We start from the raw sequence: 24,174 nt of genomic DNA, 5'->3' as shown, positions 1-24,174 counted from the left end.
GTTGAGGAGCCCCACCACGTTCACGGTGTTCCCGCACACGTTGACGGGGACGTGCACCGGGAGCTGGACGGTGTTGCCGGAGATCACGCCCGGCGAATCCTTTCCGCTGCCGTGGGCCGTGCTGCCGCCGGTGGAGGAGCCGCCCGCGCTGTGCTTGCCGCCCGCGCTCTTGTTGCTGCAACTGTTGCCCGCGGCCGGGTTGAGGAGCCCCACCACGTTCACGGTGTTCCCGCACACGTTGACGGGGACGTGCACCGGGAGCTGGACGGTGTTGCCGGAGATCACGCCCGGCGAGTCGGCGGACGCGCCGTCCGGCGTGGCTCCGGCATACGCCGGAACCGTCAAGGCCATCGCTCCCGAGGCAGCGGCGACGGCGATCACACCGTTTCGGGTAACCCTTCTCATAGGTTCCCTGCCTTCCAGACATGGTCGCGGGCACATACCCGCGCCGGAGAAGCGGGCACTGGCCCGCACCGGATAAAACGCGAGGGAATCCATCCGAGTTATGGCTTATCGGGCTTTCACTCCATCGAGCGGCCCGATTGTCGAACGGGCGGCAAAACCGCCGTATCCGCGGGGAAGATGCGCACGGTAAGGCATCCTGCGCGGTCCCGCTCGCCCGGAGGCGCGCCCTGCGGCATCCGCTTATCGTGATCGAGGGCGCCGTTCTCCCGGTCCCCGGCGGGCGCCCCGGGAGGCATTGATGCTGGTCAAGCTGTCAACGCGGCCCGCTGTCCGACGCTTCGCCGTCACCGGAGCCGTAGGCCTGTCCCTGCTGGCCGCAGGGCTGCCCACGTCCGCCTCGGACGGCACCGGGCCCGACCTGTCGCGGTTCTACCGGCAGAAGCTCAGCTGGTCCGGATGCAAGGGCGACGACATGCCCAAGGACCTTCAGTGTGCCAAGGTCACCGTCCCCCTCGACTACGCCAGACCCACGGCGGGCACGCTCGACCTGGCCCTCGCCCGCTACCGGGCGACTGGCAGGAAGCGGGGTTCGGTGCTGCTGAACTTCGGCGGCCCCGGCGCCGGGGGCGTCAGCCAACTCGCCTACGGCGGCGAGGACTTCATGAGGCTCACGAACGGCTACGACGTGGTGACCTTCGACCCGCGCGGGGTCGGCAGATCCTCGCCGGTCAGCTGCGGAGACGGCTCCGAGGAGGCCCCGGCCGCGGCCGGCGGGATCGCGGAGAGCAGCGATCCTCGGGCCGCGCTGGGGCAGTTGAAGGAGGCGGCCGCCCAGTGCGCGAAGCACTCGGGTCCGGTACTCCCCCACATCGGCACGGTGAACGCCGCACGCGACCTGGACGTGATGCGTGCGGCGCTCGGCGACGAGAAGCTCAACTACCTCGGTTTCTCCTACGGAACCCGGCTCGGCGCCGTGTACGCGGCCGAATTCCCCAAGAAGGTCGGGCGGTTGGTCCTCGACGGAGTGGACACGCTGACCGAATCGATGTCCGAGCAGGGAGTGGTGGGCGCCGAGGGACAGCAGACGGCCCTGGACGACTTCATCGCCTGGTGCACCAAGGACATCGCCTGTCCGTTCGGCCAGGATCCGCGCGCCGCCCGGCAGCAGGTCGTCCGGCTCATCGGCTCCCTCGACAAGGACCCGGTGCCGACGGACTTCGGCCCGGATTTCACCGGGCAGGATCTTGTCGGGGCGATCAGCCAGGCGCTGTACAGCAAGGACCTGTGGCCGTCGCTGGAGCGCGCGATCGCCGAGCTGGTCGAGGACGGCGACGCGCGCGGGGTGATGGGTTTCTCGTCCGGCGGCAACGCACTGCCCTTCCGGCAGCACGCCGGGGGCGGCCTGGTCGACGAGAACGACGTCCCGCTCGACAATCTTCCGGCGGCGCTGATGGCGATCAACTGCGCGGACGATCCCGATCGCCCCGGCGCCGACCAGATCGTCAAGGACCTCGGCCGGCTGCGCGCCGAGTACGAGCAGGCCTCCCCGGTCTTCGGCCGCTACCGCCTCACCGAGCTGCTGATGTGCTACGGCCGTCCCAAGGGCACCGACTTCATCCGCGACCGTGTGCACGACGTCCACACCCCGAAGATGCTGCTCGTCGGCACCCGCGGCGATCCGGCGACGCCGTACCGCTGGACCGTGGAGACGGCGAAGCGGCTGGGCTCCTCGGCCGTGGTGCTCGACAACAAGGGTGAGGGCCACACCGGTTACGCGTCCTCCAAGTGCGTGCAGGGCAAGGTCGACGACTTCCTGCTCTACGGCAGCCTGCCGCCGACCGGCAGCTCGTGCGGTCCGGAGGACGAACAGACCCCGGCCACCTGACGTCAACTGTCCCAGGAGACCAGCTGCTGCAGTGCGCCTGCCGTCCGTACGAACCCGTCCTCGCCGAGCAGCGCCCGCAGTTCCGCGTCCAGACGGTCGACCTCCGGCTGTGCGGCGCGCAGGGCGGCGACGCCGGTCTCCGTCAACTCCAGCCTCACGGCCCGGTGTTCAAGGAGATGCTGCTGCTTGAGCAGGAGACCCGCCGCGGTGAGCCGTCCGACGAGGGCGGTGACGGCGGATTCCCGCAGGCCGAGGATGCGGGCCAACTCCTGCTGGGTGAGCCCGGGTTGGTCCTGCACGGCGAACAGCGCGCCGAGCTGCGCGGTGGTGACGCCGGCGACGGCCAGGCACCGGCGGTCGACCGTCGTGCGCAGCTGGTGCGCCGCTCGCTGCAGCAGGAAGTAAAGACGCTGATCAGGCTCGGACATGGGCCGATCTTGACAGACGGCACAAGCCCGCGCCACCCTCACTTCACTGGTGAAGTGAACTGAAGAGGTGAGCAGGACGATGGATCTGGACCTGGCCCGCAAGGCCCTCGCCCAGCAGCCTTTCAGCAGGCTGCTGGGCGCCCGGGTGACGGAGTTCGGGGACGGCGAGGCCATCCTCGAGCTGGACATCCGCGAGGAGCTGCTCCAGCAGTACGGCTTCGTGCACGGCGGGGTGCTCTCCTACGCGGCCGACAACACGCTGACGCTCGCCGCGGGCACCGTTGCGGGGGCGGGGCTGATCACGTCCGGGTTCACCATCGACTACCTGCGCCCTGCCACCGGCGAGATCCTGCGTGCGCACGGCCACGTGGTGCGGGCCGGCCGCACCCGTGTCGTCACCCGCTGCGACCTGATCACGATCGACACCACCGGGGCGCAGACCCTGTGCGCCGTGGCACAGGGCAACATCGCGGTGATCGAGCCGAACGGCGAGCAGCGGTAAGCGGGAAGCCGGAATTATTCTGATTGCCCAGCATGGCCGCCCCTAATGCCCTTTGGAGGAAACGGCCCTATCGTGCTTGGTATGGAGCACGACCTGAGTCCCTCAACCCTCTCCGAGCTCCGGCGCCCGCGCGCCTATCCGGCCGTGTCGGTGCTGACGCCCACACACCGCCGGGAGCCCGAAAACGCCCAGGATCCGGTCCGGCTGCGCAATGTGGTGGCCGAGGCCAAGAAGCAGCTGGAGTCCGATCCCGCGGTGACCCGCGAACGGCGCTCCGAGGTGGTCCGTCAGCTCGACCAGGCCCTTCAGGAGGTGGATCTCGCGCATGCCGAGGACGGCCTGGTGATCTTCGCCGCCCCGGGTGAGCACCAGGTGTGGTCGCTCGCCCGCACGGTGCCGGAGCGCGTGGTGCTCTCGGACACCTTCCTGACCCGCAACCTCGTCTCCGCGCACGCAGCCGAACGGCCGTTCTGGGTACTGTCGGCCTCCTCCGACCGGGTGACCCTGTGGAGCGGCGGCATCGACCGCGTCACGGAGGACCGGGCCGGCGGATTCCCCATGACCAGGCGTCCGGTGAACTTCGACGCCGAGCGGCAGGAGCGCATCGGCGACATGCCGAGCACCTTCCGCGACGAGGACACCCGCCACTTCCTGCGCGAGGCCGATGCCGCGATGGGCATGGTCCTGCGCGAGCAGCCGCGGCCGCTCTACGTCACGGGCGAGCAGGCGGCCCTGTCCGCCATGGACGAGGTCGGCAGCGTCACCAAGGAGGCGGTGCACGTACCGCACGGCGGCCTCGCACACGGCACGCCCGACGCCGTGTGGCAGGCGGTAGCGCCGAAGGTGGCCGCCGAGGCCCGCCGCAGCACCGAAGCCGTGGCCCGGGAGCTCGAAGCGGCCCGTGGCCGCAAGGCGTTCGCCGCCGGTGTCGACGAGGTCTGGCAGAGCGCCCGCGAGGGACGCGTGCGCCTGCTCGCGGTCGAGGAGAACCACCGCGTGACGGTGCGCGACGTCCTCGGCGGCCATCTGATCCCGGCCGAGAGCGGCGACCTGGACTCCCGCGAGGACATCGTGGACGAGATCGTCGAACAGTGCCTGGAGACGGGCGCGGACGTCCGCTTCGTCCCGGACGGGATACTGGGCGACGCCCACGGGATCGCGGGAATCCTGCGCTACTGAACGCCACCCGCCTCGAGGCGGGCCACCGCTCGCGCATTGGCCCGCGACCCGGGCACGGCACCGCTGGGAGACTGCGATCTCCTGGTGCCGTGCCTCGAGGAGATGTTCATGCAGGTCGCCGTGGTCACCTTTGACGGATTCAACGAGCTGGACAGTTTCATCGCCTCCGCACTGATCAACCGGTGCCGGAAGGGCGGTCTGGAAGCCTTCATCACAACGCCCGAGCCGGTGGTCACCTCGATGAACGGCGTCGAGGTGACCGGGCAGCGCCCCATGGAGTTCGTGACCGAAGCCGACGTGGTGCTGATGGGCAGCGGGGTGAAGACCCGGGACGTGGTCGCCGACGGCCGGCTGATCTCCCGGCTGCCGCTCGACCCCGCACGCCAGTTGATCGGTGCGCAGTGTTCGGGCGCCCTGGTGCTCGCCCGGCTCGGGCTGCTGCATTCCATGCCCGCCTGCACGGACAGGAAGAGCCGACCGTTCGTCGAGGAGTGCGGCGTCACCGTGCTGGACGCGCCGTTCCACGCCGAGGGGAACATCGCCACGGCGGGCGGCTGTCTGGCCTCGCAGTATCTCGCCACCTGGGTCATCATCCGCACCCTCGGGAAGGACGCCGCGCGCGACGTCCTCGACTACGTGGCCCCGGTCGGCGAGAACGAGCAGAGCGTCGAACGTGCCCTGCGTGCCGTCCGCGCGGGCGAGGCCGCACTGCGCTGACGGCCCGCGAACCGGCACCTCAGACACTGCCGAACAGCGAGTTCAGCCCCTCCTCGACGGCCGCGCCGATGTCCTCCTGCCCGGCCGCCACCACGGCATACGTGCGCAGCAGGAACCGGCGCAGGGCGGCGGTGTCGAACTGCAGCAGGGCCAGGCCGTAGGGAGAGTGGAACTCCACGACCGTACGGGCCTGTCCGCACGGCCAGATGTGCACGTCACCGCTGCCCGCGGGACGGCGCATTCCTTCTTCCAGCAGAGCCCGGCCGAAGGTCCAGGTCACTCCTGTGCCGTCCAGGGACACCTCGGGCGGGAAATCGAGGTGCACGGCCAGCGGGTCCGTGGCGGCATAGCGCAGCGTGGCGGGAACCGGGAGCTCCCGCTCGTCGGCGGTGATCAGACGGCCGCGGGCAGGCTGCTCGAAGGTGAGTTCCATGGTCGGTCTCCACTGCGGTCGGAGGTCGGCCGGATTTCCGGTGTGCTTGTACGACCCCGCAGAGGCGGTTTGCATTACGTGGAAGCGCTTGCGTTTTTCTGTGACCTGCGTCACTCGGCGAGACTTAGAACAAGTAGCCGTCGAACACGCGATTGAACGCGCATCGGAAATTCACAACAACCCTTCAAATCACGTACGCTGCCTACGACTTGACCCGCCGACGACGTACGCCATTCGCACCACACGACCACTCCGTGAAGACTGTGGCATATGCCAGAAGCACCACCGTATCGTGTGTTGCCAAATCCCTTACAGGGCGTCGCGCGCTGTGCAACAGTCGTAACGGTCCTTCAAGCCCCCTGCCCCGGTCGTACCGTCCCCGCATCGGAGTGCGTCATGCCGTCCCACCTCTCTGCGGATCACCCAGCCGCCCAGCCGCCAGGACGCGGCTCGGTCGAGGCCCTGATATCGCAGACGCGGCGACTCAAGGGCGACGTGGACGCCGTACGGCGGGACGCCCGCAGCGACGCCTCGGACCCGCAGGAGCGGTGGCAGCGCGCGCTGTGCGACCTGGCACTGCACCAACTCAGCGACCTCGACACCCACTTGGGGCAGCTGCGGGACGGCCCGCCGCCCGTGCCCTCCGCACCCCGGCACGACTCGCTGCTCAGCCGGGTCGGCAGCGCCGAGTGGAACCTGCTGACGGACGAGGCGAACTGGTCCGGCGAGCTCTACCAGATCCTGGGCCGCGACCCCGCCACCCCAGCACTCACCCTCGACGAACTGCCCTCCCTGGTACTGGACGAGGACCGCGCGAAGCTGACGGCGATGGTCACGGACTGCCTCGTCGACGCCAAGCCCATCGACGGCGAGTTCCGTATCGTGCGCCCGGACGACGAGGTGCGCACAGTGCACATGATGGGCGAGCCCGTGCTCGACACTGACGGCAGCACCGCCTCGATGTGGGCCGTACTGCGGGACGTCAGCGAACTGCGCCGCAGCCAGAAAGCGGTGAGCGAGACCCGTGACTCGCTGCAGCGCCACCAGCATCGTGCGCAGACCGAGTACCGGCTCGCGGTCGAGTTGCAGGAGGCCGTGCTGCCGCCGTGGCGCGGCTCCCTGCGACTCCCGCAGCAACGGCCCGAGACACTGGACCTGGCGGCGCACCACCTGCCCTCCTCGACCAGCGCCCTGATCGGCGGCGACTGGTACGACGCACTCGAACTGCCCGACGGCCAGACCCTGCTCAGCGTGGGCGACCTCACCGGGCACGGGGTGGCCGTCGCCTCGGGCATGGCCACGCTGCTGGGCGCCGTACGCGGCATGGCGATGGCCGGCACCGAGCCCGGGCAACTGATGTCCTGGCTGAACCAGTTACTCGACGCCACCGTGCAACCCGCCCTCGGCACCGCAGTCTGCTGCCGCTACCGCCCCGAGACCCGCACGCTGACCTGGGCACAGGCAGCACACCCCGCCCCGCTGCTGTTCCGCAACGGGACGGGGCGCAGGCTGCACGCACCGAACGGCATCCTCCTCGGCGCGACCTCCCAGGCCACCTACCAGCAGGCGGAAGAGACCCTTCAGCCGGGCGATCTGCTCCTGCTGCACACCGATGGGCTGGTGCCCGGACGCAGGAGTACGGAGACCGTGACCGGGGAGCAACTCCTCGATCTCGCCCGCCGCTTCGACGAGGCAGCGACCGCGCAGGACTGCGTACGGATGGTCGTGGAGGAGTACGGCGAGGCCGACCGCGAGAACGATGCGTGCCTGCTCGTCGCCAAGGTGAGGTGAACCGCCCGGGTGACCTGGTGAAGTGAAGCAGCGAAAGCTGCACGGGCCCCCTATGCCCGTGCGCTGTTGCCGCCCTTCGCCGTCCTGGGCAACGCGAGTTTGATCTCCTCCCGCAACTCGTGGATCTTCGGGTAGCTGGAGTACTCGGCGGTGAGCCGGTACATCTGGCGCAGCCGGTCCCAGGTGCGGTGGGAGGAGTTGGATCCCATCGACATCAGAGCGAGGCGTGCATAGCGGTCGGCCTGTTCGGGGTCGTCGGCGATGAAGCACGCCGACGCCATGGACAGGAAGTCGAAGATCTTCGACCGCTGCCGTCCGTCGACCCTGAGGGCCAGCGCCTTCTCCGCGTAGTGCTGGGCGTGCACGGCCGCTCCCGGCTCGTGCTCGGCCAGGGTGCGGTAGGCCAGGGCCTGCATGCCGTACAGGTCCTCCTCCTTGAACATCTGCATCCAGCTCGGCGGTGGCACATCGCCCCGGTCGGAGACGAAGAGGTCCTCCGCCCGGCCGAGGGTGCGGCGCATCGCCTGGCCCTTGCCCATGGATGCCTGCGCCCAGGCCTCGATGGTGTAGAGCATCGCCCGGGTGCGCGGCAGCACCTCGTCGCCGGAGCCGGACTGGGCGAGCTTCATCAGGTCCAGTGCGTCGTCGGGCCGGCCCAGGTGCACCATCTGGCGCGCCGCACGGGAGAGCGCTTCTCCGGCGCGGGGCCGGTCACCGCCCTCTCTTGCGGCATGGGCGGCGATGACGAAGTACTTCTGGGCGGTGGGCTCCAGACCGACGTCGTGCGACATCCAGCCCGCGAGGACGGCGAGATTGGCGGCGACGCCCCACAGGCGTCGCTGGAGATGGTCGGGGTGACGGTAGGCGAGCATGCCGCCCACCTCGTTGAGCTGGCCCACGACTGCCTTGCGCTGCAGTCCGCCGCCGCGGGCGGCGTCCCAGGCCCGGAACACCTCGACCGAGCGCTCCAGTTCCTCGATCTCCTGCGACCCGATGGGGGCGGCCTCGTAGCGGTCGAAACCGGCGGGATCGGCGTGCAGGGGATTGTCGAAGTCGGGAGCGTCGGCGGAGAGGGTCGGATCGGTGTGCAGCCAGTCGTACATGGCGCTGCTGAGTGCGGATCCTGCAGTGAGCGCGACACCCGCGCCCACCAAGCCGCGTCGGTTGAGCATGAGGTCCATTCCCGTGAATTCGGTGAGGACCGCCGCGGTCCGCTCGGGCGCCCACGGCACACCGTCGGGATGTTCCACACTCCCGGCGTCCTGCCGTTTCCCCGCACGCCCGTGCCGGACCAGACCGAGGTCCTCGATGGTCACGACACGGCCGAGACGCTCGGTGAACAGAGCCGCCAGCACCCGCGGCACCGGATCGCGCGGGATCTCTCCCATGTCGATCCAACGCCGCACCCGGGAGGTGTCGGTCGACAGCTGGGGGTGGCCCATGGCCGCCGCCTGCCGGTTGACCAGCCTCGCGAGTTCACCCTTGGACCAGCCGGCCAGGCCGAACAGGTCCGCAAGGCGGGTGTTGGGTTGTCCGCTCACGTCAAGCCCCCAGGTTCTCGGCTGAGTTGACAGTAGCCCGGTGCAAGTTGCCGGGCGACTATTCGCCAGGGTTCGCCAGGGTTCGCCAGATGGTGTGCCACTGGGCATCGGGTGTCAGGTAGGAAAGCGCCACCCCGACCCGGTCGCCTTCTTGAAACAAGGGATGCATTCCCCAGGGTGCACCCGGGGCGCCGGGCCGGGCAGCGCATTGTCGTCGCAGGCACACGAAGGGATCTGTTTCGCCCATGTACGCAGCATCGTCCTCCGTGTCCGCCCCGCCCCGGTCGCTGCATTCCCGCCCGGCGGGCAGCGGCCCCTACCTCGATCCCGCCGCGCGTCCGGCGGCCCCCGCGCTCGGCGCGGCCCGGACGCGGCGCGTGCCGGGTCCCGGCACCCAACCGCTCAGCGGGAGACTCGACTTGTCCGGCCCCCAGGGCGCCCAGCTGCGTACGGCGATCGCGTCGGTGCACCGGATCTGTCCCGAGTTCGCCCCCGTGCAGGTGCTGCGCCGCAGCGGCCGGTCCGTGCTCCTGGTCGGTACGACCGGGCGCAGCACGGCCGTCGCCAAGTGTTTACTGGACCACTCCCCCGCATGGGCCGAGCGGATCCGCCATGAAATAGCGGCATACCGCTCGTTCGTCCGGCACCGCCCTCCGGTGCGGGTACCGAGACTGATCGCGGCGGACCCGGACAACTGCACACTGGTCATCGAGCGGATGCCGGGACGGGTCGCGGCACTGCAGCGGCACCCGGTCGAGGCCCCGCCCCGGGCGGACATCAGGGCGGCCCTCGGCGCGATCTGCCGGCTGAACGCGTGGCGGCCACCGGCGGGTACCTTCGACGCCCCGCTCGACTACGCGGCCCGTATCTCCCGCTACCACGAACTGGGGCTGCTCACCGACCGTGACATGGGCGACCTGCAGAAGCTGCTGCACGGCATCGCGCACTCGGCGGGCCGGCAGGGCATGGGCCAGTTCTGCCACGGCGACGCACTGCTCTCGAACATCCTGCTCTCACCGGCCGGTCCAGTGCTGGTGGACTGGGAGCACGCGGGCTGGTACCTGCCGGGCTACGACCTGGCCACGCTGTGGTCGGTGCTCGGCGACGCGCCGGTCGCCCGCCGCCAGATCAGCCAGATCGCGCAGTCGGCGGGCCCGGCCTCGCGGGACGCGTTCCTGGTGAACCTGATGCTCGTGCTGACCCGTGAGATCCGTACCTACGAAACAGCCGTGCAGCGTTCGATGCACGACACGACCCCGGCGGCTCCGGGAATGGCCCAACCGGGTGCTGCGCCGTCCGGCGAGGAACAGCGGCTGCTGCTGAGGCGGCTGCACGACGACTGCCAGATGGCCCGACGGGCCGTACGCGCGGCGGTCGGCACTCGCTGACGGGGACGAAGGTCCGCGGTACGCCCAGGACAGCGGCGTACCGCGGACCTTCGTATGTCCGCACCCGCGCGGCAGACCTTTCGGAAAAGCCCGCGCACAGGGCCATTGGTGTAAGCCACTGACGCCCCGCAGGCCCGCACACCGCCGCCGGGAAAGTCCTCCACGCTCGTGTTGACATGGGAAATCTCCTGCCTCTGGGCATGATTGACGGATCGTCGGCCAGCGGGTACCACTGACCCACCGCTCGGCCCTGCACGCCCCGCCACGCTCGTTCGTCCCAGGAGGCTGCATTGCGAGGATCTGCCACCGCCCCCACGTCCGCACCCGGCCACAGACGCGCCCGCAGAACCGCCGGCGCCCTCGCCTCGGCGGCCCTGCTGCTGCCGCTGCTCGGGGCTGCCCCGTCCGACGCCCGTCCCGCCGAGGACCGGCTGCAACAGGCGTTCGCCTCGGCGTCCGCCGAGTACCACGTGCCGCAGAGCGTGCTGCTGGGCGTGTCGTATCTGCAGTCCCGGTGGGACGCGCACGGGGGCGCGCCGAGCGTGTCCGGCGGCTACGGCCCCATGCACCTCACCGATGCCCATACGGCGATCGCCCGCACAGCGCGCCACAGCGACGGCACGGGGGACGCCCGCGGGGACACGGCCCGCGCCGCCCTGCACCCGGACACGAAGGTGCCGGAGAACTCCGAACTCCCGCCCCGGCTCAAGACGTTGCCGAAGGCGGCGGGCCTGACCGGGCTGAGCGCCGAGCGGCTCCGTACGGACCCGGCCGCCAATGTGGCGGGCGGTGCCGCGCTGCTGGCCGCCGAGCAGAAAGAGCTGGGCGAGCCGCTCAGCGCGGACCCGGCTCAGTGGTACGGGGCGGTGGCCCGTTTTTCGGGCGCGGACGACACCTCGACGGCGGCAGCCTACGCGAACGACGTGTACGAGGTGATGCGCACCGGCGAGCAGCGCACGACGGATGCCGGAGAGCACGTCGTGCTGACCGCCCAGCCGGATCTCGCCCCCGACACCGCGCAGCTGGAGAAGTCCGGCCTGCGCACCGTCTCCGCGGACGGCACGGAATGCCCGAAGTCGGTGTCCTGCCAGTGGATCCCGGCACCGTACGAGGAGTTCGGGAACAACGACTACGGCAACCACGACCTGGGCGACCGCCCCGCCTCCCAGAGCATCAGGTACATCGTCGTCCACGACACCGAAGGCACCTGGGACGGGGTCCTGAAGCTGGTCCAGGACCCCACCTACGTGTCGTGGAACTACACCCTGCGCTCCACGGACGGCCTCATCGCCCAGCACGTCAAGGCCAAGGACGTGGCCTGGCACGCGGGCAACTGGTACATCAACGCCAAGTCGATCGGTCTGGAGCACGAGGGCTTCCTCGCCGCGCCCGACGCCTGGTACACGGAGGCGATGTACCGTGCCTCGGCGCGGCTGGTGAGGTATCTCGCCGCGAAGTACCGCATCCCGCTCAACCGGCAGCACATCCTGGGCCACGACAATGTGCCGGGCCCGACGACGTCGACCATCCCGGGCATGCACACCGACCCCGGCCCGTTCTGGGACTGGCGGCACTACTTCGAGCTGCTGGGCCACCCGTTCCGGAAAACCGCAGGCAAGAGCGGCGGCCTGGTGACGATCCGGCCCGACTACGAGGCCAACCAGCCGGAGTACACGGGCTGCGTCACCAAGGACGAGGCCTGCGCGGCGCACGGCTCGAGCGAGGTGCGGCTGTACTCCGATCACGACGAGCACTCGGCCCTGATCAAGGACGTGGGTCTGCACAAGAACGCCGACTCGACGATCGATGTCAATGACGTGGGCTCCCGCGCCTCCACCGGCCAGCAGTTCGCGGTGGCGGGCCACTATCGCGACTGGACGGCGATCTGGTACCTGGGCCAGAAGGCCTGGTTCAAGAACCCCAGGAAGCACCCGACTGCGGTGGACGCGTCGGGTTACGTGGTCACCCCGAAGCCGGGTCTGGACAGCGTCCCGGTGTACGGACGGGCCTACCCGGAGGCCTCGGCCTACCCGGCCGAGGTGCCCGCGCAAGCGGTGTCGCCACTGCCGTACACACTACCGAAGGGGCAGAAGTACGTGGTCGGCGACAAGGTGCCGGGCGAGTACTACTACGCGGTCACCTTCACCACCGACTCGCACCGGGTCGTGGTCGGCAAGGACCTGTACTACGAGATCCAGTTCGGACACCGGGTGGCGTTCGTACGGGCCGCGGACGTGCAGGTGGTGCGGTCCCGCCGGTAGCCGGTGTCAGCCCTGCTGGAACAACTCCGCCGGGAGCGGCTTCAGCAGGGCGTACAGGTCGTCGGTGATGGGGCGGTCCCAGGCGGCGATGGTCACCAGGACGTTGTCACTGCGGTCGAACTGCACGCAGGAGATGCGGCTCTCTGAGAGCTTGAGGCGGCGCACGATCAGTAGGTTGTCGCCCTGCATGACCGGCATGTCCTCGACACCGACGACGCTCACCTCCTCCTCGTTCTCCAGCGCGAGCAGCAGTTGGGCCACCTCGAAGGGGATCTCGTCCTCGGCGGTCTCGCGCGCAGGGGAGCCCTCGGGCAGATTGCCGATGATCATCGCGGGGCCGCGGCCGCCGAACAGGTCGTAGCGCAGGAAGACGCCCTGACAGGTGCCGTCGGGGGCGGGCAGCAGGCCGGCGCCCAGATTGCCGGGCCAGTCGCCCGGGTCCATGGCCAGGACGTCGAAATCGGGCCCGGCGGGGGTGGCGCTGCGGCGGCGGAGGAACGACATGCGCCAATGGTACGTGGACCCTGCCGGTTGGTGCGGCGGGGCCGGTGGTCGTTCGGGTGCGGGTTGCGGTGGTCGGTCGCTCCCACGCGGCGGAGCGGAGCCGCATGGCGGTACGGCCCCGCGCCCGTGGGGGTTCCGGAGCGAGGCCACCTCGGCACCACAGGACTAGCCCTGGGGCGCCACCCCTGGCGTTGACTTTCCGGGGCCCAGCGCTGCGCCCAAGCCCGTGATCTCTGTGCCCATCTTTCGGTAGACGGCGGAGAGGAGGCGGACGACCGTTGGCATGTCCAGGTGCAGTTGCTCGGCGATCTCCGCCTCGGTGCAGCCCTCGGCGGCCAGGGTCGCAACCGTGCGTTCCCGGGACGTCAGGGTGTCCGTCTCCGTGCTGTGGAGGCGGCGGGGGCGGAGGCCTGCCGCGGCCAGTTCGTCTCGGGCTGTTTCGGCGAGGCCGTCGGCGCTGCACTGGACGGCGGCGTCGAGGCCTCGGTAGAGGTGTTCGGCGGCGTCTCGGGGGCGGCCGGTGCGGCGGAGTTCGGTGCCCAGGGCTACGAGTGCGCAGGCGAGTTCGTAGGCGGCCGGGGAGCGCTCCAGGTGGGCGACGGACTCTTCCAGGTATTTGATGCGGGCCGAGCCGGAGGAGACCTCGGCGGCCGTGCGCAGGGCCTGGCCGATGGCGGACGGGGTGCCGAACTGGCTGGCGCGGGCGAGCGCTTCGAGGGCGGTGGCGACGCCGCGTTCGGGGGTGTCGTGGCTCTCGGCGCGGGCGAGGTGGAGCTGCCAGGGGCACCAGGCGGGGTTGCGCATGCCGCGTGGTTCGAGGCGGCGGCCGGCGGCGGCCAGCTCCTCGGCGGCTTCCTTGGTGAGGCCGCGGGCGAGCAGGAGTCCGCCGTGCACGGTCTGGGCGTCGGGGAAGACGACGGCGGCCGGGAAGGGTGCCTCGAAGGAGTAGTCCTCGGCGATCTGCGCGGCCTCGGTGATCCGGCCGCGGGCGAGCAGGACCTCGATGAGGATGCCCACGGCGTACCAGTGGGCGGGCGTGCCGGGGCCGACGCGCTCGGCGAGCCGGAGTCCGGCGATGACGAAGTCCTGCGCCTCGGAGAGCCGGCCGCGGCGGTAGCGGACGTAGGCGAGGAGCGTGTAGGCGAAGGAGAGGTGGGCGCCTCGCCAGCCCTGGCGTTCGAAGTCGGCGATGCCGGTCGCGAACAGCTCTTCCGTCCGCCCGGGCCGGTCGGCGTACATGAAGGCGAGTGCGACCAGGACGGGCACCTCGAAGCCGCGGTCGGGTTCGGCCCAGCCGAGGCCGCCGGCCAGGGCTCGTTCGGCGTGGTGGAGGGCGACATGGGCGGGTTCGCCGCGCAGGACCGCGTCCCAGGTGCGCAGGCCGATGATGTAGCGCTCGGTGAGGTCGCGGCCGCTGAGGCGGTCGGCGAGTCTGGTCAGGCGGCGGGAGCGCGAGGGGTGGTCGGGTTCGTCGGCGCGGAAGGCGTCCCACATGAACTGTTCGGCGGTCATGCGCAGCTTGACGCGGGCGTCGTCGCTGACGCGGATCTCGCGGGCGAGGGTGTCGGAGGCCTCGGCGAGGCGGTCGCTGTGGGCGAGGACCTGGGAGAGCCGGTAGACGATGTGCTGGCGCAGATGGCCGTCGGCGATGGGTTCTTCGAGGGCGGCACGCAGGTGGTTGACGGTGGTGGCGGGTTCGGTGAGCAGGGAGGCGGAGCCCAGTTCGTAGAGGACGGCGGCCCGGTCCTCGTAGGGCGGGGGTTCGCGCAGGGCGCGGGCGAGGTAGCTGCGGGCGGCGTCGGGGGCGCCGGCGCGGAGGGTCTCCTCGGCTGCGGCGCGCAGTTGCTGGACGACCCAGTTGTCGCCGTCGGGGTGGGTCTCCAGGAGGTGGCGGGCGGCGGCGGAGGGCCCCTGCCCTTCGTTGATCAGGCACCAGGCGGCCTGGCCGTGCAGGGCGACGCGGACGCCGGGCGGGATGGCCCGGTAGACGGCGGTGGCGATCAAGGGGTGGACGAACTCGAGGGTCTCGGCGCCGGTGAGGATGCGGGCGCCGCGCAGGGCGTCCGCGGCGTCGGCGGCCTCCTCGTGGCCGAGTCCCGCGACGGCGGCGGCGAGCAGTGGACGGATCTCGGTGCCGAGGACGGCGCAGGCCCAGGCGAAGCGCACGGTGGAGGTGCCCAGGCGTTCGAGGCGGGCGATGAGGCCGCTGCCCTTGACGGCGGCGGCGAGGTCGCGCAGCAGATGGGCGCCGGACTCGGTCGGGGTGAGGCCGCGGTCGCGCACCTTGGCGACGAGTTCGACCGTCTCGAACGGGTTGCCGGCGGTGACGGCCCAGCACTCACGGCAGAACGCGTCGTCGGCGTGCGCACCGAGCGTCTCCCGTACGAGGCGGGCGACGGCGGCGGCACTCAGCGGTTCCAGGTCGAGGGGGCGGCCGCCCGCGCGCCCCGGTAGTCCCTTGAACGACTCGGCGTGGTCGGGGAGTTCGTCGGGCCGGTAGGCGACCACGACCAGCAGCGGGAGCTGTTCGGCGCGGGGCGCGAACGCGGCGAGCCAGCGCAGGGATTCGGGGTCGGCCCAGTGGGCGTCGTCGAGGACCAGGACCATCGGGGCGCGCAGCACGGCGAGATGGGTGAGCACCCAGTCGAGGCCGTCGCGCAGGCCCTGCTGGTCGGGCGGGGCGCCGCCGGTCGGGGCGCACAGACCGAGGGCGGGGCCGACGATGTCGTACCAACTGCCCAGCGAGGCCCGCAGATCGGTCTCGGCGGACCCGGCGAGTTGGGGCTGCAGCAGTTGACGGGCGACATGGAAGGCGACGCGCTGCTCCTGGTCGCCGCCACGGGCCGACAGCACGGTGCAGCCGCGGGCGGCTGCGCGCCGGCGCACCTCGGCGAGCAGGGTGGTCTTGCCGATGCCGGCGCGACCGGCGAAGGCGAGGAGGGCGCCGCGGGGGCGGTCGGATGGTTCGGCGCCGTCCCTGCGCAGCCCGGTGAGCTCTCCCAACGCCTCGTCCACTACGGCGAGTTCACTCTCACGTTCGAAGATGGTGCGGCTGCTCCGCACGCTGCGCTGCCCCATGGCGTACCCCCTGCCACGGTGGTGCGCTCGCGCGGGGAGCGGGCGCGCTCCGTGACCTACAGGCACCTCAGCGTACGCCTGACGGGGGTCGCGCGACCCGGTCTGTGGATTACTGACCGAACCGCTTCGGGGGCTGATTCCCCCGTGGTGGTTTCTGCCCTGAACACCAGGGCATCTCTGTGCGTATCCCCCATAGAGGGTCTCCCGTGGCAGACGCGGACAAGCCCGACGGGTGGCGGGCAGACCCGGAAGGGATGAGCCACATGGCACTCACGGCACGCAAGGCCCGTACGACGCGTACGGCACTCGGGGTCACGGCGTCGGCCTTCGCCGCCGCCCTCGTCCTGGCCGCATGCTCCGGCGGAGGCGGAGGCGGAGGCGGAGGCGGAGGCGGAGGCGGAGGCGGAGGCGGAGGCGGAGGCGGAGGCGGAGGAAGCGGCTCGGCCTCCTCCGGCGCCTCCTCCGGCGCGAGCAAGGCCTCGGGGACCAAGGTCACGGTCACCGAGACCGAGTACGGGCTGAAACTGTCCCGGTCGTCGTTCACACCGGGCACCTACACCTTCGTCGCGGACAACACCGGCCAGGTCACGCACGCCCTGTCCGTCGACGGCCCCGGGGTGCAGGACGCCAAGACCAAGAACATCCAGAGCGGTCAGCAGGCGACACTGACGGTGACCCTCAAGAAGGGCACGTACGACCTGTACTGCCCGATCGACGGTCACAAGCAGCTCGGGATGAACAAGAACATCCAGGTCGGCTGAGACCTCACGCCCCCTGGTCGGTCTTGTGCCGTTCGTGGTGGCGGGCGACGCGTGCGCGGTTTCCGCAGGAGGGCCTGCACCACTCCTGGCGCGGGTGCTCCTTGAGGAAGTAGCGCACGCACCGCGGCGCGTGGCAGGCGCGCAGCCGCTGCCGGTCGGGGCCGGCGAGGAAGGCGATCGCGGCCTGGGCGAGGGTCGCGGTGAGGTCGTGCACGCCGTCGGCCGCCCTTGTGCGAACGGCGGGTTCGGCGTCCTCGGGCCAGTGCAGCACGGGGACGGTCGGGGTGCGGGCGGCCGCGGCGTTGAGGCGTGCGACGGCTTCGGGCACGGGCAGCAGACGGGCCGCGTCGGCGCGGCTGGGTCCGGCGGGGCGTACGGCGTGGGCGAAGAGGGTCCGGACGGCCGCCCGCAGGTCGCGTACGGCGGTGAGGCTCGCCTGGTCGGCGGCGAAGGCGTCGGTGTCCGGCACGGTGTCGGGGTGGGCGCGCACCCAGGTGGTGAGCCCTGCGGGGTCCGCCAGGTCGTCGGCGACGCCGCCGTGTCCGTCGTGGCGGACGGTGAGGGCGAGGTCGAGAGCGAGGCGGGTGTCCCTCGTGAGCGATTCCTGCATGCGGCTAATGATAGGTTCGCCGCTATCCATTAGCCTCTGAGGAGGGGGAGGGGGCATGTCGGATCTGCGTCGGCTGCTGCGCGGGGGTGCTCCAGCCGCATGCGATGACCCTCGCGACGGCCCGCGCGGACGGGAATCCGCTCGGCTCGGATGCTGATCCTCAAGGGCGCGGGGCGGCCCGAGGGCCGGCAGTTCGCGTCGGACGGCGGCGGCGTCAAGGCGCACGACCTCGCCGTCCGGCCCTTCGCGGCCGTCACCTTCCACTGGCCGCTTCTACTGGCCGCAGCAGGCCCGTCGGGTCCGGGTCCGCGGAAGCGTCACGGGGGCACACCAGCTGCTGCCGCCGTGAACCGTGCCGACGCACAGGGCAGCGGCCTCCAGGGGCGCGGGGAACTGCGCGACAAGCCCCCACGCACCTGCACCGCGCCCGCGCACCGCGGGCGGCCAAGTCCACCACCGGACCAGCCCGGCGCCGGCCCTCACTCCTCCCCGATGACCGGCGGAACCACCGCCACCGGGGCCGCCGCGTGCAGCAGTACCGCCTGGGCGACCGAGCCCATCATTCGGGCGGGGGCAAGCAGACGGCGGCGGTGGCGGCCCACGACGACCAGCCCGGCGTCCTTGGAGGCCGCCACCAGCCGGCCTGCCGCGTCGCCCGGCATCGCGTAGGTGTCGACGGGGACGTCGGGGTGTCTTGAGCGGTGCGGGGCGAGGAAGCCCTCGGCGAGGGTCCAGGTCTGGTTCTCGACGGCGTGCTGGTCGATCACCGGCGGGGCGAGTTCGCCCGGGGTGGTCCAGGTCTGCACGGGCCACATATAGGCGGCGACCACATGGAGGCGGGCGCCGCGCAGCCCGGCCTCGGTGAAGGCGAACGCCAGGGTCGCCTCGTCGGGGCTGTCCACCTGCAGGCCGACGACCACGCGCGGGCCGGGCTCGACCGGAACGTCGCCGTGCTCCCCCACTGCCTGAAAGGCGTGGGTGGTGCCCCCATCCCGGCCGGGCCGTGGCACCACCACGACGGGGCACTCGGCGTCGCGGGCGGCGGCCATGCTGTTGGATCCGAGCAGCAGACCGGCGAAGCCGCCGCGCCCTCGGGAGCCGAGCACCAACAGCTGGGCGCCGGCGCCGAGTTCAGGCAGGAGGGCGCCCGGCACCCCCTCCAGGCCGTGGTACTCCACGGCCGGCAGGTCGGTCCGCCCCTTCAGATACGTGCGCACCTGGCCGAGCACCGGGTCGTCGCCCGGCTCCGGCGGCCCGACGGCAAGGATGTCGGGCTGGGCCCAGGCGGCGTACTGCCGCACATGGACCACCCGCAGCGGCACCGCGCGTCGGCGGGCGTCGTCGAGGGCCCAGTCCAGGGCACGCAGGCTGTCGTCCGAACCGTCGACCGCCGCGATGACCGGCAGGGTGCTGCTCATGGGTTCCTCATCTCCGGGAGACGACCTCCCCTTCCCGGGGCCAGCCTCGCTCAGGCATCGGCCCGGGAAGGGCGCTCAAGGTCGCGTGTCCGCAAAGACGGGTTGGAACACCCCCGGATCGGCCCGTCGGCTGAGCCGCACGGCCGCCGGGTCAGGTCAGGTCGAACTCTCCTTCCCGCGCCCCCGACACGAACGCGCCCCATTCCGCGGGCGTGAAGATCAGGGAAGGGCTTTCCGGGCGGCCGCTGTTGCGCATCGCGATGAATCCCTCGACAAAAGCGATCTGGACATCCCCCAGGCCACGGCTGCTCGAGTGCCAATCGGCGTTGCTCAGGTCCAGCTCAGGCTTGTCCCAGCCCGCAAGCGGGTGCTGCTGGATGGTGCTCTCGGCCACGTCCGTGCTCCTCCCGATTCGTCGTCCGCGGCCAGCCTAGCGATCGGTTTCTGATGCCAACAGGCCACGTGAGGGGTACCTTTCCGGAGTCTTCTACGAGTCCGGAGGTTCGCTCCCCACGAGCCACATCGAAAAGAACTGCGATCCGCCCCCGTAGGCGTGCCCGAGCACCCTCCGGGCCCCTTCCACCTGGTGTTCTCCGGCCTGTCCGCGCACCTGGAGCGCCGCCTCGGCAAAGCGGATCATGCCGGAGGCGCCGATGGGATTGGTCGACAGGACGCCGCCCGACATGTTGACGGGCAGGTCCCCGTCCATCTCGGTCACGCCGGATTCGGTGAGTTTCCAGCCCTCGCCCTCGTCGGCGAAGCCGAGGTTCTCCAGCCACATGGGCTCGTACCAGGAGAACGGCACATACATTTCGACGGCGTCGATGTCGCGGCGCGGATCGGCGATCCCGGCCTGCCGGTACACGTCGGCGGCACAGTCCTTGCCGGCCTGCGGCGACACGGCGTCCTTGCCGGCGAAGAGGGTGGGCTCGCTGCGCATGGCGCCGCCCAGCATCCACGCGGGCGGCCGGGGCGCGCGTGCCGCCCCGGCCCGGTCCGTGAGCACCATGGCGCAGGCGCCGTCGGAGGACGGGCAGGTCTCGGAGTAGCGGATCGGGTCCCACAGCATGGGCGAGGCCTGGACCTTCTCCAGGGTGATGTCGTGCTCGTGCAGGTGGGCGTACGGGTTCTTCAGGGCGTTGCGCCGGTCCTTGTAGGCCACCAGTGAGCCGACCGTGTCGGGCGCGCCGGTGCGGCGCATGTACGCGCGCACATGCGGGGCGAAGAAGCCGCCGGCCCCGGCGAGCAGCGGCTGCTGGAAGGGGATCGGCAGGGACAGGCCCCACATGGCGTTCGACTCGGACTGCTTTTCGAAGGCCAGCGTCAGCACGGTGCCGTGGACGCGCGCCGCGACCAGGTTGGCGGCGACGAGCGCGGTCGAGCCGCCTACGGATCCGGCGGTGTGCACCCGCAGCATCGGTTTGCCCACCGCGCCGAGCGCGTCGGCCAGGTAGAGCTCGGGCATCATCACGCCCTCGAAGAAGTCGGGCGCCTTGCCGAGGACGACGGCGTCGATGTCGGCCCAGGTCAGCTCGGCGTCGTCGAGGGCACGTCGGGCGGCCTCGCGCACAAGTCCCGCGATCGACACGTCCCGCCTCGCCGCCACGTGCTTGGTCTGGCCTATCCCTACGACGGCCACGGGCTCCTTGCTCATCGGGGATCCCCTTCGAGTACGGCGACCAGGTTCTGTTGCAGACAGGGCCCGGAGGTTGCGTGGGCGAGCGCCCGGTCGGACTCCCCGCGGTGGATGCCGGCGGCGGCCTCCCCGATGCGGATCAGCCCGGCGGCCATGATCGGGTTGGCGGCGAGGGCCCCGCCGGACGGGTTGACCCGGACGTCGTCGCCGAGCCGCAACGCCTTGCGCAGCACCACCTCCTGCGAGGTGAAGGGCGCGTGCAACTCGGCGGTGTCGACGGGCCGTTGGAAGGCGCCCGCCTTCTCGGCGGCCAGGCGGGCGGAGGGCGAGTCGGTCAGGTCGCGGACACCGAGGCCGTGCGCCTCGATGCGGTGGTCGATGCCGCGGATCCACGCGGGCCGTTCGCACAGTTCCCGGGCCCGCTCCCCCGCCGCGAGGATCACGGCGGCCGCGCCGTCGCCGATCGGCGGGCAGTCACCGGTACGCAGGGGCCGTACGAGGTAGTCCCCTTGCGGCACCGGACCCCGCAGCTGCGCATGGGTGTTGGCGGCGGCGTCCGCACGGCTGCGGGCGGCGACGGCGGCGAGCGCGGGCTCGTCGGTGTCGCCTGCGTCGATCAGGGCCTGCGCCTGAAGAGCTGCCAGAGCGACGGAGTCGGGCCACAGGGGCGCCACGTAGTACGGGTCGAGCTGCCGGGTCAGGACGTCGCGTACGGAGCCGGGCGAGGACTTGCCGTACGAGTAGACGAGGGCGGTGTCGGCGTCCCCCGTGAGGAGTTTCGTCCATGCCTCGTACAGGGCCCAGGCACCGTCCATCTCCACATGCGACTCGGAGATCGGCGGCCAGGCGCCGACGCCGTCGAGGGCGAGGGTGAAGGAGAACGCGCGCCCGGCCAGGTAGTCGCTGGAGCCGGAGCAGGTGAAGCCGATGTCGGCGGTCTTCAGACCGGTCTGGTCGAGGACGTCGTGCAGTACCGGCATGAGCATCTCCACCTCGGAGAGCTCCTCGCTGGTGCGCCGGTGGTCGGTCTGGGCGAAGGCCACCAGTGCCATGTCACGCATCACAGCAGCTCCTTGTACGTCTCGTACTCCGCGTCGGGTTCGCCGGTGGGCCGGTAGTGGTCGGGGTAGCGGGCCCCTTCGGTCCACACCGGTTCGACGCGCAGCCCCATGCGCACCTGGTCGTAGGGGATGCCGCCGATACGGCCGTGCAGCGCGAGGCCGGCGCCGTCGAGGGCGATGTGGGCGTAGACGTACGGGACTTCGATGTCCAGGTTCTTCGCCTTGATGTTGACGATGCAGAAGGTGGTGACCGTGCCGCGCGGCCCCACCTCGACCTGCTCCGAGGTGGCGACGCCGCAGGTGGGGCAGGCGCCTCTGGGCGGTACGTACACCTTCCGGCAGGAGGGGCAGCGTTCGCCGACGGTCCGACGTTCGGAGAGGGCGTTGATGTAGGCGGTCTGGGCGCGGCCGGGCGAGTAGGTGTAGTCGAGGCGGGCGGGGGCGACGATGCCGCTGATCGCGTCCTCGAACTCGCCGCTGTGGCCGGTGGTTCGGGCGGGCCCGCCGTCGTAGGGCTCGAAGCAGGCGATGTCGGTGATGGCGCCTTCGCGCGCTTCGGCCCAGCGAATGCGGACGCGCATGCCGGTGCGTACGGCGTCCGGTCCGGGGACGTCGAGGGCGTGCAGCAGGGCGGTGTCGGCCCCGTCGAGACGGACCAGGACCCAGGCGAAGGGAGTGTCCAGGGGCTGTCCGCGCCGGGGTTCGTGGTTCCAGGCCCAGGTGGTGACCGTGCCGCTGGGGGCGACCTCGACCAGGTCACGGATCTCCTCGGCGCTGACGGGGTCGTACTCGACGGGCGGGACGAGGACACGGCTGTCACCGGTCCGCACCCCGAGAACGACACGCTCCCGCAGACCGGTCAGAAAGGCACTCTGGACGGGCCCGAGGGACCGGGTGAAGGGGAATTCAACGGCGAGGGGAGCCTTGAGGACTTCGGCCACCGAGCCGACCTCCTTGAGAGAACGACGGTCAGGAGCGCCCCGTAAGGGGCGCGGGGCTTTGACATGTGCGGCTCCGCCGCGTGGGCGCGACCAGCCACATACGGCCTGCGGCATCCAACCGGCAGGGGCAGCGAAGCGCTACGCGCGCCTATAGACGGGCAGCCGTTTCTCCGCAAAGGCACGCGCCCCCTCCTTGGCGTCGGCCGTGTCGAAGACCGGCCACCCCCGCTTGAGTTCGGAGGCAAGCCCGTCCGTCTCCGTCATCTCGGCGGTCTCGTAGACGGACGCCTTGACCGCCTCCACGGCCAGCGGACCGCAGGCGTTGATCTGTTCGGCGATCTCCAGGGCCTTGGCGAGGGCGGTGCCATCGGGCACGACATGGCCGATCAGGCCGATGCCGGCGGCCTCCCGGGCTGTATAGGGGCGCCCCGTGAGCAGCATCTCCAGCGCATGGGTGCGCGGGATCTGCCGTTGCAGGCGCACCGTCGAGCCGCCGATCGGGAACAGCCCCCGCTTGACCTCGAAGAGCCCGAACGTCGCCGACTCCCCCGCCACGCGGATGTCCGTGCCCTGGAGGATCTCCGTGCCGCCCGCCACGCAGTAGCCCTCGACGGCGGCGATCACCGGCTTGCGGGGGCGGTGGTGGCGCAGCATCGCCTTCCAGTGCAGGTCCGGGTCGGCCTTGAGGCGGTCCCGGTGGTGCACGCCCTCCATGCCCTTGCCGGCGAGGGCCTTGAGGTCCATGCCGGCGCAGAACGCGCCGCCCGCACCGGTCAGCACGACCGAGCGGACGGCGTCGTCCTCGTCGGCCTCGATCCAGCCGTCGTACAGACCGACCAGCATCGGCAGCGAGAGCGCGTTCTTGGCGTCCGGCCTGTTGAGCGTGAGCACCAGTGTGGCGCCTTCGCGCTGCACGGTGAGGTGTTCGGTCCCACCCATCACCCATCTCCCCTCTCAAAGAACGAGAACAGGTTGCAGTAGACGGGGAGCCACTTCAAGAGTTTTCTGACAGACAGTCAGATTTCTTCGCGCGGACCCTTCACAGTTGCCGCCCCCTTTGCTCTGATGACCGGCGAACCGACGGATGCGCCTTTCTCCGTCATGGCTGCCGGGGTCAGGAGGAGCGGTGGAGTACAACCTTGCCGACCTGTTCGAGTCGGTCGTCGACGTGGTGCCTGAGCGAGAGGCCCTGGTCTATGTCGACCACCCGGGCACGGGCGCGGAGCGGCGTCTGACGTACGAGGAGCTGGACGCGGCGACGAACCGTATCGGCCACCATCTGATCGACGCCGGGATCCGCCCCGGCGAGCACCTCGGGCTGCATCTCTACAACGGCATCGAGTATCTGCAGACGGTGTTCGGGTGCCTGAAGGCGCGGATCGTCCCGGTCAACGTCAACTACCGTTACGTAGAAGACGAGTTGGTGTATCTCTACCGGGACGCCGACCTGGTGGCGCTGGTCTTCGACGCGGAGTTCGACGAGCGGGTGGCGGCAGCTCTGCCGCAGTGTCCGAAGCTGCGGCATCTGGTGCGGGTGGGCGGGGCGCAGGACGGTGTCCGCGGTGTTGCTGGTCCAGCCGACGCCGCTGCCGTGGTCGGCGCGCCAGATCCACATGTGGTCGCCGATGACGTTGT

22 protein-coding genes are annotated in these 24,174 nt (G+C 71.0%); 9 read left to right on the top strand and 13 right to left on the bottom strand.

Going from position 1 to position 24,174, the window contains the following annotated elements:
* A partial coding sequence (locus AB0N07_RS35340) for a chaplin (protein ID WP_365842246.1) occupies nucleotides 1-405 on the bottom strand: 405 nt, incomplete at its 3' end.
* Nucleotides 406-703: 298 nt separating this feature from the next.
* On the opposite strand from AB0N07_RS35340, the gene AB0N07_RS35335 reads away from it, so the two are divergent.
* The gene (locus AB0N07_RS35335; RefSeq protein WP_365842245.1) at nucleotides 704-2,290 is read left to right on the top strand and encodes an alpha/beta hydrolase; all 1,587 of its coding nucleotides are present in this window, start codon (nucleotides 704-706) and stop codon (nucleotides 2,288-2,290) included.
* A 2-nt stretch (nucleotides 2,291-2,292) separates the two neighbouring features.
* On the opposite strand, the gene AB0N07_RS35330 is transcribed toward AB0N07_RS35335, so the two are convergent.
* Nucleotides 2,293-2,718, bottom strand: a complete 426-nt coding sequence (locus AB0N07_RS35330; RefSeq protein ID WP_365842243.1) for a MarR family winged helix-turn-helix transcriptional regulator — start codon at nucleotides 2,716-2,718, stop codon at nucleotides 2,293-2,295.
* A gap of 79 nt (nucleotides 2,719-2,797) precedes the next feature.
* Here AB0N07_RS35330 and AB0N07_RS35325 point away from each other — a divergent pair, with 79 nt between their 5' ends.
* The 3 genes from AB0N07_RS35325 (at nucleotide 2,798) to AB0N07_RS35315 (ending at nucleotide 5,116) form a co-directional block, all read left to right on the top strand.
* Nucleotides 2,798-3,220 carry a PaaI family thioesterase gene (locus AB0N07_RS35325; RefSeq protein ID WP_365842282.1) on the top strand — a complete coding sequence of 141 codons (423 nt, stop codon included), beginning with the start codon at nucleotides 2,798-2,800 and terminating at the stop codon, nucleotides 3,218-3,220.
* Between the two features lie 81 nt (nucleotides 3,221-3,301).
* Nucleotides 3,302-4,399, top strand: coding sequence for a chemotaxis protein (locus AB0N07_RS35320; protein ID WP_365842241.1), 1,098 nt, complete (start codon nucleotides 3,302-3,304; stop codon nucleotides 4,397-4,399).
* Nucleotides 4,400-4,507: 108 nt separating this feature from the next.
* Nucleotides 4,508-5,116 carry an AraC family transcriptional regulator gene (locus tag AB0N07_RS35315; protein WP_365842239.1) on the top strand — a complete coding sequence of 203 codons (609 nt, stop codon included), beginning with the start codon at nucleotides 4,508-4,510 and terminating at the stop codon, nucleotides 5,114-5,116.
* A gap of 19 nt (nucleotides 5,117-5,135) precedes the next feature.
* Here AB0N07_RS35315 and AB0N07_RS35310 read toward each other — a convergent pair whose 3' ends face one another.
* On the bottom strand, nucleotides 5,136-5,549 hold the full coding sequence (locus tag AB0N07_RS35310) for an SsgA family sporulation/cell division regulator (protein WP_365842237.1): 414 nt from the start codon (nucleotides 5,547-5,549) through the stop codon (nucleotides 5,136-5,138).
* A gap of 396 nt (nucleotides 5,550-5,945) precedes the next feature.
* Between AB0N07_RS35310 and AB0N07_RS35305 the strand changes: the two genes are divergently transcribed.
* On the top strand, nucleotides 5,946-7,340 hold the full coding sequence (locus AB0N07_RS35305) for a SpoIIE family protein phosphatase (RefSeq protein ID WP_365842235.1): 1,395 nt from the start codon (nucleotides 5,946-5,948) through the stop codon (nucleotides 7,338-7,340).
* 50 nt (nucleotides 7,341-7,390) lie between these two features.
* Here AB0N07_RS35305 and AB0N07_RS35300 read toward each other — a convergent pair whose 3' ends face one another.
* On the bottom strand, nucleotides 7,391-8,881 hold the full coding sequence (locus AB0N07_RS35300; protein ID WP_365842233.1) for a hypothetical protein: 1,491 nt from the start codon (nucleotides 8,879-8,881) through the stop codon (nucleotides 7,391-7,393).
* 245 nt (nucleotides 8,882-9,126) lie between these two features.
* Between AB0N07_RS35300 and AB0N07_RS35295 the strand changes: the two genes are divergently transcribed.
* Nucleotides 9,127-10,269: an aminoglycoside phosphotransferase family protein gene (locus AB0N07_RS35295; protein ID WP_365842231.1), complete on the top strand. Its 1,143-nt coding sequence runs from the start codon at nucleotides 9,127-9,129 to the stop codon at nucleotides 10,267-10,269.
* A 290-nt stretch (nucleotides 10,270-10,559) separates the two neighbouring features.
* The gene (locus AB0N07_RS35290; RefSeq protein WP_365842229.1) at nucleotides 10,560-12,530 is read left to right on the top strand and encodes an N-acetylmuramoyl-L-alanine amidase; all 1,971 of its coding nucleotides are present in this window, start codon (nucleotides 10,560-10,562) and stop codon (nucleotides 12,528-12,530) included.
* Nucleotides 12,531-12,536: 6 nt separating this feature from the next.
* Here AB0N07_RS35290 and AB0N07_RS35285 read toward each other — a convergent pair whose 3' ends face one another.
* A complete protein-coding gene (locus AB0N07_RS35285) occupies nucleotides 12,537-13,034 on the bottom strand; it encodes a hypothetical protein (RefSeq protein WP_266964159.1) in 498 nt (165 codons plus the stop codon).
* A 165-nt stretch (nucleotides 13,035-13,199) separates the two neighbouring features.
* Nucleotides 13,200-16,112 carry an AAA family ATPase gene (locus AB0N07_RS35280; protein ID WP_365842227.1) on the bottom strand — a complete coding sequence of 971 codons (2,913 nt, stop codon included), beginning with the start codon at nucleotides 16,110-16,112 and terminating at the stop codon, nucleotides 13,200-13,202.
* Nucleotides 16,113-16,375: 263 nt separating this feature from the next.
* Between AB0N07_RS35280 and AB0N07_RS35275 the strand changes: the two genes are divergently transcribed.
* Nucleotides 16,376-16,873, top strand: a complete 498-nt coding sequence (locus AB0N07_RS35275; protein WP_365842225.1) for a copper-binding protein — start codon at nucleotides 16,376-16,378, stop codon at nucleotides 16,871-16,873.
* Between the two features lie 4 nt (nucleotides 16,874-16,877).
* Here AB0N07_RS35275 and AB0N07_RS35270 read toward each other — a convergent pair whose 3' ends face one another.
* From AB0N07_RS35270 to AB0N07_RS35240, 7 genes are all read right to left on the bottom strand, one after another.
* Entirely contained in the window at nucleotides 16,878-17,483 is a 606-nt protein-coding gene (locus tag AB0N07_RS35270) for an ABATE domain-containing protein (protein ID WP_365842223.1), read from the bottom strand.
* A gap of 479 nt (nucleotides 17,484-17,962) precedes the next feature.
* A complete protein-coding gene (locus tag AB0N07_RS35265) occupies nucleotides 17,963-18,901 on the bottom strand; it encodes a universal stress protein (RefSeq protein ID WP_365842220.1) in 939 nt (312 codons plus the stop codon).
* Nucleotides 18,902-19,052: 151 nt separating this feature from the next.
* Nucleotides 19,053-19,295: a DUF397 domain-containing protein gene (locus AB0N07_RS35260; RefSeq protein WP_151478766.1), complete on the bottom strand. Its 243-nt coding sequence runs from the start codon at nucleotides 19,293-19,295 to the stop codon at nucleotides 19,053-19,055.
* A gap of 93 nt (nucleotides 19,296-19,388) precedes the next feature.
* Nucleotides 19,389-20,555, bottom strand: coding sequence for a thiolase domain-containing protein (locus AB0N07_RS35255; protein ID WP_365842218.1), 1,167 nt, complete (start codon nucleotides 20,553-20,555; stop codon nucleotides 19,389-19,391).
* A complete protein-coding gene (locus AB0N07_RS35250; protein ID WP_365842216.1) occupies nucleotides 20,552-21,598 on the bottom strand; it encodes a thiolase domain-containing protein in 1,047 nt (348 codons plus the stop codon). The genes AB0N07_RS35255 and AB0N07_RS35250 overlap by 4 nt, the downstream gene beginning before the upstream one ends.
* The gene (locus tag AB0N07_RS35245) at nucleotides 21,598-22,539 is read right to left on the bottom strand and encodes an OB-fold domain-containing protein (RefSeq protein ID WP_365842214.1); all 942 of its coding nucleotides are present in this window, start codon (nucleotides 22,537-22,539) and stop codon (nucleotides 21,598-21,600) included. Before AB0N07_RS35245 ends, AB0N07_RS35250 begins: the two co-directional genes overlap by 1 nt.
* A 138-nt stretch (nucleotides 22,540-22,677) precedes the next feature.
* Nucleotides 22,678-23,478, bottom strand: a complete 801-nt coding sequence (locus AB0N07_RS35240) for a crotonase/enoyl-CoA hydratase family protein (protein ID WP_365842212.1) — start codon at nucleotides 23,476-23,478, stop codon at nucleotides 22,678-22,680.
* Between the two features lie 187 nt (nucleotides 23,479-23,665).
* Between AB0N07_RS35240 and AB0N07_RS35235 the strand changes: the two genes are divergently transcribed.
* On the top strand, nucleotides 23,666-24,174 hold a 509-nt coding region (locus tag AB0N07_RS35235; protein WP_365842210.1), incomplete at its 3' end, for an AMP-binding protein.

This window comes from Streptomyces sp. NPDC051172 (assembly GCF_040682555.1).
Classification (GTDB): Bacteria; Actinomycetota; Actinomycetes; order Streptomycetales; family Streptomycetaceae; genus Streptomyces.
This window is presented reverse-complemented; position numbering and strand designations above follow the sequence as displayed.

Coding starts and splice junctions, on each gene's coding strand:
- AB0N07_RS35310 (WP_365842237.1), bottom strand. CDS start 5,549: ATGGAACTCACCTTCGAGCAGCCTGCCCGCGGCCGTCTGATCACCGCC.
- AB0N07_RS35330 (WP_365842243.1), bottom strand. CDS start 2,718: ATGTCCGAGCCTGATCAGCGTCTTTACTTCCTGCTGCAGCGAGCGGCG.
- AB0N07_RS35250 (WP_365842216.1), bottom strand. CDS start 21,598: ATGCGTGACATGGCACTGGTGGCCTTCGCCCAGACCGACCACCGGCGC.
- AB0N07_RS35240 (WP_365842212.1), bottom strand. CDS start 23,478: ATGGGTGGGACCGAACACCTCACCGTGCAGCGCGAAGGCGCCACACTG.
- AB0N07_RS35255 (WP_365842218.1), bottom strand. CDS start 20,555: ATGAGCAAGGAGCCCGTGGCCGTCGTAGGGATAGGCCAGACCAAGCAC.
- AB0N07_RS35270 (WP_365842223.1), bottom strand. CDS start 17,483: ATGCAGGAATCGCTCACGAGGGACACCCGCCTCGCTCTCGACCTCGCC.
- AB0N07_RS35285 (WP_266964159.1), bottom strand. CDS start 13,034: ATGTCGTTCCTCCGCCGCCGCAGCGCCACCCCCGCCGGGCCCGATTTC.
- AB0N07_RS35275 (WP_365842225.1), top strand. CDS start 16,376: ATGGCACTCACGGCACGCAAGGCCCGTACGACGCGTACGGCACTCGGG.
- AB0N07_RS35295 (WP_365842231.1), top strand. CDS start 9,127: ATGTACGCAGCATCGTCCTCCGTGTCCGCCCCGCCCCGGTCGCTGCAT.
- AB0N07_RS35280 (WP_365842227.1), bottom strand. CDS start 16,112: ATGGGGCAGCGCAGCGTGCGGAGCAGCCGCACCATCTTCGAACGTGAG.
- AB0N07_RS35325 (WP_365842282.1), top strand. CDS start 2,798: ATGGATCTGGACCTGGCCCGCAAGGCCCTCGCCCAGCAGCCTTTCAGC.
- AB0N07_RS35305 (WP_365842235.1), top strand. CDS start 5,946: ATGCCGTCCCACCTCTCTGCGGATCACCCAGCCGCCCAGCCGCCAGGA.
- AB0N07_RS35265 (WP_365842220.1), bottom strand. CDS start 18,901: ATGAGCAGCACCCTGCCGGTCATCGCGGCGGTCGACGGTTCGGACGAC.
- AB0N07_RS35315 (WP_365842239.1), top strand. CDS start 4,508: ATGCAGGTCGCCGTGGTCACCTTTGACGGATTCAACGAGCTGGACAGT.
- AB0N07_RS35335 (WP_365842245.1), top strand. CDS start 704: ATGCTGGTCAAGCTGTCAACGCGGCCCGCTGTCCGACGCTTCGCCGTC.
- AB0N07_RS35320 (WP_365842241.1), top strand. CDS start 3,302: ATGGAGCACGACCTGAGTCCCTCAACCCTCTCCGAGCTCCGGCGCCCG.